The following is a 6,236-nucleotide window of genomic DNA, read 5'->3' as shown; positions in this document are numbered from 1 at the left end:
GAGGGGGAGGGGGAGGGGGCTAGACGTGGTGGTAGCCGCGCCCCGCCACGATCTCCTGCGCGCGGTAGACCTGCTCGGTCAGGATGAGGCGCACAAGCTGGTGCGGGAACACGAGCGCGGAGAGGCTCCACACGAAATCCGCGCGCTGCCGCACCTGATCGGTCACCCCGTAGGCGCCGCCGATCACAATCGTGACCGGTCGACTCGCCTCGAGCGCCCCGCGCAGGCGCTTCGCGAGTTCCGGGGAGTCCACGTTGCGGCCGCGCTCGTCGAGCACAACCACGAAGGTGTCGCGATCCAGCTTCGCCAGGATCCGCTCCGACTCCTCGCTGCGCGCCGCATCGCCCTCGCGGGATGAGTGGGGCAGGAGCTGCCAGCTCAGATCGAAGGGCTTGCGCAGCCGCTGTTCGTAGCGCGTGATCCCGTCAGCGACCCACTTCTCGTGCTTCTTCCCGACCGCCAACACTTTGACGCTCACGCGGTACGCACCCCGTCCAGGTACTCGGCGATCCGGCCAATCGCCTCGGTCAGCACGGGGACGCTCGGGAGCGTGACGAAGCGCACATGATCCGGCGTTGCCAAGTTAAAACCACGCCCGTTGGTCACAAGCACCCGCGTAGCCCGCAGCAGCTCGATCACAAACGCCTGATCATCCTCGATCGGATAGCGCTCCGGGTCAAGCTTTGGGAACAGGTACATGGCCCCGCCCGGGAGCTCGCAGCTGACCCCGGGGATCGCCGTCAGCAGTTGGTGCGCCACATCCCGCTGCTCACGGAGCCGACCGCCGGGGGCGCACAGCGCTCCGATCCCAGACCAATTCGATGCCGGATCGAGCGCCACCGGAATCGCGTGCTGCGCCGGTGCGTTGGCGCACATCCGCATGTTTGCAAGGAGGGTGAGCCCCTCCAAAAAGTCCTGGGCGTGATCCCGCGCACCCGAAATTGCGACCCATCCGGCGCGATAGCCCGCGATGCGCTGCGCCTTCGAGAGGCCACTGAACGTGAGGCAGAGGGTGTCCACGACGTGGGCGGCCGCGTGCTCGTGCACTGCGCCGTCATACAGGATCCGCTCGTAGATTTCGTCGGCAAGCAGCACGATCCCGTACCGCTCCGCGAGCGCCGCGAAGCCGCGAACAAGTTCGGCGGAGTACACCGCCCCCGTGGGATTATTCGGGTTGATCAGGACAATGCCCTTGGTCGCTGGGGTGATGAGCTGTTCGATCGCCGCAAGATCCGGCATCCACCCGCTCTCCTCGACGCACGGATAATGCACGGCGCGGCCGCCCGACAGCGTGACCTGCGCCGTCCACAGCGGGTAGTCCGGGGCGGGGACCAGGATCTCGTCGCCCTCACTCACGAGCGCCTGCAGCACAAGCGAGATCAGTTCGCTCACGCCGTTGCCGATGAATACGTCGTCCGGGCCGATGCCCCCGATGCCCTCGCTCGCGTAGTAGCGGGCCACTGCCTCCCGGGCGGGCAGGATCCCGCGCGAATCGGTGTAGCCCTGTGCAACGGGCAGGGCCCGGCGCAGCTCCTCAAGGATCTCGGTCGGAGCATCGAAGCCAAACGGAGCCGGGTTACCGATGTTGAGTTTCAGGATTTCGTGACCCTCGCGCTCAAGCCGCTCGGCTTCTTGCAGGATCGGGCCCCGCACGTCGTAGCGGACACCGGCGAGTTTGCGGGACTGCGTGATCTGGCGCACGGGGAAAGTGTACTGTGCAGGCCGAAATCACGCGCGCAAGCTGTCCACTCCGGCCCCGCTCTATTGCTGCTGCGAGTACAGCTCGGAATAGGATCCGCCGAGCTCGAGGAGTTCTTCGTGCGTGCCGTGCTCCAGGATCCGCCCCGCCCCGACAACGTAGATGCGGTCGGCGTCCACGACCGTGGAGAGCCGGTGCGCGATCGCGATGGTGGTGCGACCGCTGCGGGCGTCCTCAAGAGCGTGCTGCACGATCCGCTCATTGACGGTGTCGAGCGCGCTCGTAGCCTCATCGAGCACTAGCACGCGCGGGTTCTTGAGCAGCACGCGCGCGATCGCGATCCGCTGCTTCTCGCCGCCGGAAAGACGGTAGCCGCGCTCTCCCACCACGGTGTCGTACCCGTCAGAGAAGCTCGCGATCGTGTCGTGGATGTTCGCGAGGCGGGCCGCGTTGCGGAGCTCCTCGAGCGAGGCGTCAGGCTTCGCATAGCGGAGGTTTGCGGCGATCGTCGCGTGGAACAGGTACGGCTCCTGCGTCACCACGCCGATCCGATCCATGAGCGCCTCCTGCGCCAGCTCCTTCACATCGTCCCCGCCGTAGCGCACAGCCCCGGACCCGGCGTCGTAGAGGCGCGGGATCAGGTTGCCGATCGTGGTTTTCCCGGACCCGGAAGCCCCCACGAACGCAACGAACTCGCCCGGCGCGATCTCGAAAGAGATGCGGTCGAGCGTCGGCCGGTCGTCGGTGCGGGAGTCGGGGTAGCGGAAGGTCACCTCGTCAAACTCGATCCGGCCCGCACGGCCTGGCTCATCCGAGGGCTGACGCGCGTTCGGCACGTCCTGAATCTCGGGCTTCAGGTCGAGATATTCAAAGATGCGGGCGAACAGCGCGCTGGAGGTCTGCAGATCGAGCGCGATCCGCATGAGCGCCATGAGAGGGAACAAGAGGCGCGACTGGACCGTCGTGAACGCGACAATCGTGCCCGCCGTGATTCCGGGGTCGATGTCGGTGCCGAGGGCACGCGCCATCAACCACCCCGAGACCAGGTAAACAATCGCCGGCACCGCGGAGAGGAAGACCTGCACGAGCGCGAAGAACACCTGCCCGCTCATGGTCTGCTGCACCTGCAGACTGATCTGGTTCCGGTTCTCGTCTGCGTAGCGCTCAGTTTCGGCGGCCTGCCGCGAGTAGGTTTTCGCGAGCAGCACGCCGGAGACGGAGAGTGCCTCCTGCGTGATCGCGGACATCTCGGACAGCGACTCTTGAGTGCGGCCCGCGATCTTGGCACGCACCTGGCCGACGCGACGCTGAGCGATGACGAGTACCGGCATCAGTACGACCGCGACAAGCGTGAGCTGCCAGCTGAGCAGGATCATCGCCACCGCGGCGGCCACAACTGTCACCGTGTTGCCGATGATGTTCGACACGGTATTGGTGAGCACGTTCGCAACGCCGCCGACGTCGTTCTGCAGACGCGACTGAATGACGCCAGTCTTCGTGCGGGTGAAGAAGCCCAGCTCCATTGCCTGCAGGTGCGAAAAAAGTTTGACGCGCAGATCCCCCATCACCCGGTTGCCAACGCGCGCAGTGAAAAATGTCTGCACGATCCCGAGCCCAGACGACACAACAAACACGACAACCATGGCGAGGACCAGCCAGCCGAGGACGGTCATGTTGGGGCCGCCGCCGTCGAGCGGGAACAGCCCCTCGTCAAACACGCGCTGCGTGAGCAGCGGAGGCAGGATCGCGAGCGCGGCCGAGACGATCACGAGCGCGATGATGATCGCGAGTGGTCCGCGGTACGGCCGGAACAACTCTGCGATCCGCCGCCCCAGCCGCGCCACCTTCGGTGCCTGGCTGTTGAGTTCTCGCTGGCGTTCCGCGTCGCCCCCCGATACTCGGGATCCGCGGCCGCCTCCTCCACCCATGCTCATAGTCGGAGACTAGCGGACACCGGGGACATCGCACAGCACCGGGCTCGGCAGAATTGGTGTGCGCTGCACTCTGCGTCCACGACGGTGAGCAAATCGCTGACAGGCTCCCCTCAGCATCGTTCACGAGGCGAGTGTGCCACGGCGAAGCTCACCGAGGAGAGGCCTGCATCACGCGGCGGCCGGAATCGCTGCCAGAAGGCGCGAAAGCGCACGGGAATGCGTGAGCTGCGGGTGGTGCCCGGCACCCGCGATCGTGTGCAACTGGATGTTGGGTGCCCCCTCCAGGTCTCGAGCCCAAGCTGGCAGAAGCGGGTCAGTCGAACCCGTAATGATGCGCACGCTGCCCGGAAATGCAAGCAGCTGCTCCTGCAGCTCCCGACGCCACGCTTCCGATCCCGCGTGTGCCAGGTGCTCGACGGCACGCCCCGCGCTGCTCCGCCTCAGATCCTGCACGCTGGTTTCGAGGGCTGGGGCGTTCCCCCGGTCACCGGTCAAGCGGAATGCAAGCTGCCCCGGAGAAATTCGTCTCAACGCGGCGCGAATCAATGGCCGCTGCCAGGCAGCGACGCGCGCTGCCTGCTGCAGAAAAAACGGCGCAACGAGGGTGAGTGAGGCGATCCGTTCCGGATGCCGGGTTGCGGCGGTGACCGCGGCGGCCGCGCCGATTGAGTGGCCTACGAGGTGCACGGGCTCCTCTCGCAATACGACTGGCAGCCAGTTCTCCCAGTCGGCGACGCCTCTGCCGCCGCTCAGGCCCAGCCCGGGGAGGTCGACCGCACGGGCGCCGAGCGCGGCTGCGACTGGTTCCCAGGTGTCCGCGTTCACCGGGAGGCCCGGCAGGATCACCCGCCGGCTCGCGGGCGAGCCCAGCTCATAAGTGCTGACCCCTGCAACCTCCACAATGCGCCGCACATCTGTGGATGATCTCCCGAAGCGATGCGCCCCGAGGTAGTCGACCCAGCGCTCCATTGATACCGTCACATCCGGCATCCGTAGTCCGTGGCGCGCAGCAAATTCCTCAGCTGAACTCGTGGGATAGCGATCCGACGAGAGGAACGTCAGCGTTTCGGGGTCGGCCTTCGTGAGCCACCGCGGGAGGCGCGTGATCACGGCCGTCGGGATTCGCAGCCTGGGCGTCGTGACGCCGAGCTGCGCTCCCGCACGAGTCAACAGCTCCGGCAAGGGCGGCGTCTCGGGGTCAAGCACCCAGTACGACTTTCCCGCTGCCTCAGGATCCGTCGCGGCCGCAATCATGAACTGAGCGAGATAGTCAACGGTGACTACCGGGAGGAACGTGGCGTTGCCTCCGGGGAGAGCGGGTGTGGTGCCCTGCCAGATCTGCCGAATTGTATCCGCGAGCCCAATCAGCTGATCGGATTCCCCGGTCTCACTATCACCGATGACACTCGAGGGGTTCACAACGGTCCACGGCACACCAAGGTCCCCTGCACACGATTGGAAGATCGCGTCCGATTCGACCTTCGACGCTTCGTAGGATCCAAGCTTCGCGTAGCGCTTCCGGCGCAGATCTTCCGTCCAGGGAACCGTCGTCGGCTCCTGTCGGCCCACCCGGTATCCAGAGATGTGAACCACGCGCGTGAGGTGCGGTAACTCCGCTGCGAAGCCGAGCACCCGCTCCACGATTCCAACGTTTGTAGAGCGCGCCTCCTCCGCCGTCATGCCAAAGCGGTACACTCCTGCGCAGTTGTGGATCTCGGTAATGTGCTGCCACCCGGCAGATCCACCCGCGAGAATCTCGGCTCCCGTAAAGTCGACCGTAGCCTGAGTGATCCCTCCGGAAACCCCATGTTTAGCGAGCCAGGCCATGAGTGTGCGGCCCGATTCGACCGAGCGGACCGCCACTGTAACAGGAACACCTGCCGCGGCCAGGCGGAGCGCCAAGTGCCTGCCGACGAGCCCAGAGGCTCCAAAGATGAGCGCGTGCCGCGGTGCGGCCTGCAGCTTCGCAGCAGAATGAGCAGCGGCGCTCATGCGGCGGAGCTGCTCTGGCGAATCAGGAGTTCTACGGCGTCCGCGGCCGCTGCCAACGGTTGCACGGTCCGCAATGCGCGAGACACCACGACGGCGCCCTCGACCATCGCAACGATCGCGGTCGCGCGGGCCCTCGATTCCGCGGGCGGCAGCCCTCCGCCCTCGAGCAGTTGGGCCGTCGGCGTGATCCACGACTCGAACGCCGTCGCGCACGCCTGGCGCAGTCGCTCGTTCTCGGCCCCCATTTCAAGAGTCACCACCGAAACGGGGCACCCCAGCCGGAAGTCACTTTCCGAGACGATCGCTGCGAGGGCCTCAATCGTCGCACGAGCTGCACCTGCGGGCCCCGCCGCCGAAGCCGCAGCCTCGGCAAGCAACGCCCCAAATTCAGTCGTGGCGAGTTCTACTGCGGCAACCCCCAAGCCCTCCTTGCCGTCGGGGAAGTGGAAGTAGATTGACCCCCGAGGGGCACCGGCATGCTCGATCACTGCATTTAGTCCGGTTCCGCTGTAGCCATTTGCCTGAATGAGCTCAAGCATGGAGGTGGTGAGTCGCTCCTGAGTGAGCTGTCCTTTACTCGTCATACGTACATAATAGACCGGTCTACATAT

General features: G+C 65.9%; 5 protein-coding genes. All 5 read right to left on the bottom strand.

Features of this window, described 5'->3' with window-relative positions; genetic code table 11:
- Positions 1–19: 19 nt before the first annotated feature.
- The 5 genes from FM113_RS02155 to FM113_RS02135 all read right to left on the bottom strand — a co-directional run bounded on the left by FM113_RS02155 (position 20) and on the right by FM113_RS02135 (position 6,209).
- Entirely contained in the window at positions 20–478 is a 459-nt protein-coding gene (locus FM113_RS02155) for a 23S rRNA (pseudouridine(1915)-N(3))-methyltransferase RlmH (protein ID WP_176387048.1), read from the bottom strand.
- Positions 475–1,701 carry a pyridoxal phosphate-dependent aminotransferase gene (locus FM113_RS02150; protein WP_087011019.1) on the bottom strand — a complete coding sequence of 409 codons (1,227 nt, stop codon included), beginning with the start codon at positions 1,699–1,701 and terminating at the stop codon, positions 475–477. Before FM113_RS02150 ends, FM113_RS02155 begins: the two co-directional genes overlap by 4 nt.
- A 60-nt stretch (positions 1,702–1,761) precedes the next feature.
- A complete protein-coding gene (locus FM113_RS02145; protein ID WP_087011017.1) occupies positions 1,762–3,627 on the bottom strand; it encodes an ABC transporter ATP-binding protein in 1,866 nt (621 codons plus the stop codon).
- Between the two features lie 174 nt (positions 3,628–3,801).
- A complete protein-coding gene (locus FM113_RS02140; protein WP_087011015.1) occupies positions 3,802–5,625 on the bottom strand; it encodes an alpha/beta fold hydrolase in 1,824 nt (607 codons plus the stop codon).
- Positions 5,622–6,209: a TetR/AcrR family transcriptional regulator gene (locus FM113_RS02135; protein ID WP_217895938.1), complete on the bottom strand. Its 588-nt coding sequence runs from the start codon at positions 6,207–6,209 to the stop codon at positions 5,622–5,624. The genes FM113_RS02140 and FM113_RS02135 overlap by 4 nt, the downstream gene beginning before the upstream one ends.
- Positions 6,210–6,236 lie beyond the last annotated feature (27 nt).

The organism is Leucobacter sp. 7(1) (genome assembly GCF_900163635.1).
Taxonomy (GTDB): domain Bacteria; phylum Actinomycetota; class Actinomycetes; order Actinomycetales; family Microbacteriaceae; genus Leucobacter.
The sequence above is the reverse complement of the archived record's forward strand: the minus strand, read 5'-3'. Positions and strand labels throughout refer to the sequence as shown.

Excerpts from the sequence above, each read along its gene's own strand:
- FM113_RS02145 (WP_087011017.1), bottom strand. The coding sequence starts at position 3,627 with ATGGGTGGAGGAGGCGGCCGCGGATCCCGAGTATCGGGGGGCGACGCG.
- FM113_RS02135 (WP_217895938.1), bottom strand. The coding sequence starts at position 6,209 with ATGACGAGTAAAGGACAGCTCACTCAGGAGCGACTCACCACCTCCATG.
- FM113_RS02140 (WP_087011015.1), bottom strand. The coding sequence starts at position 5,625 with ATGAGCGCCGCTGCTCATTCTGCTGCGAAGCTGCAGGCCGCACCGCGG.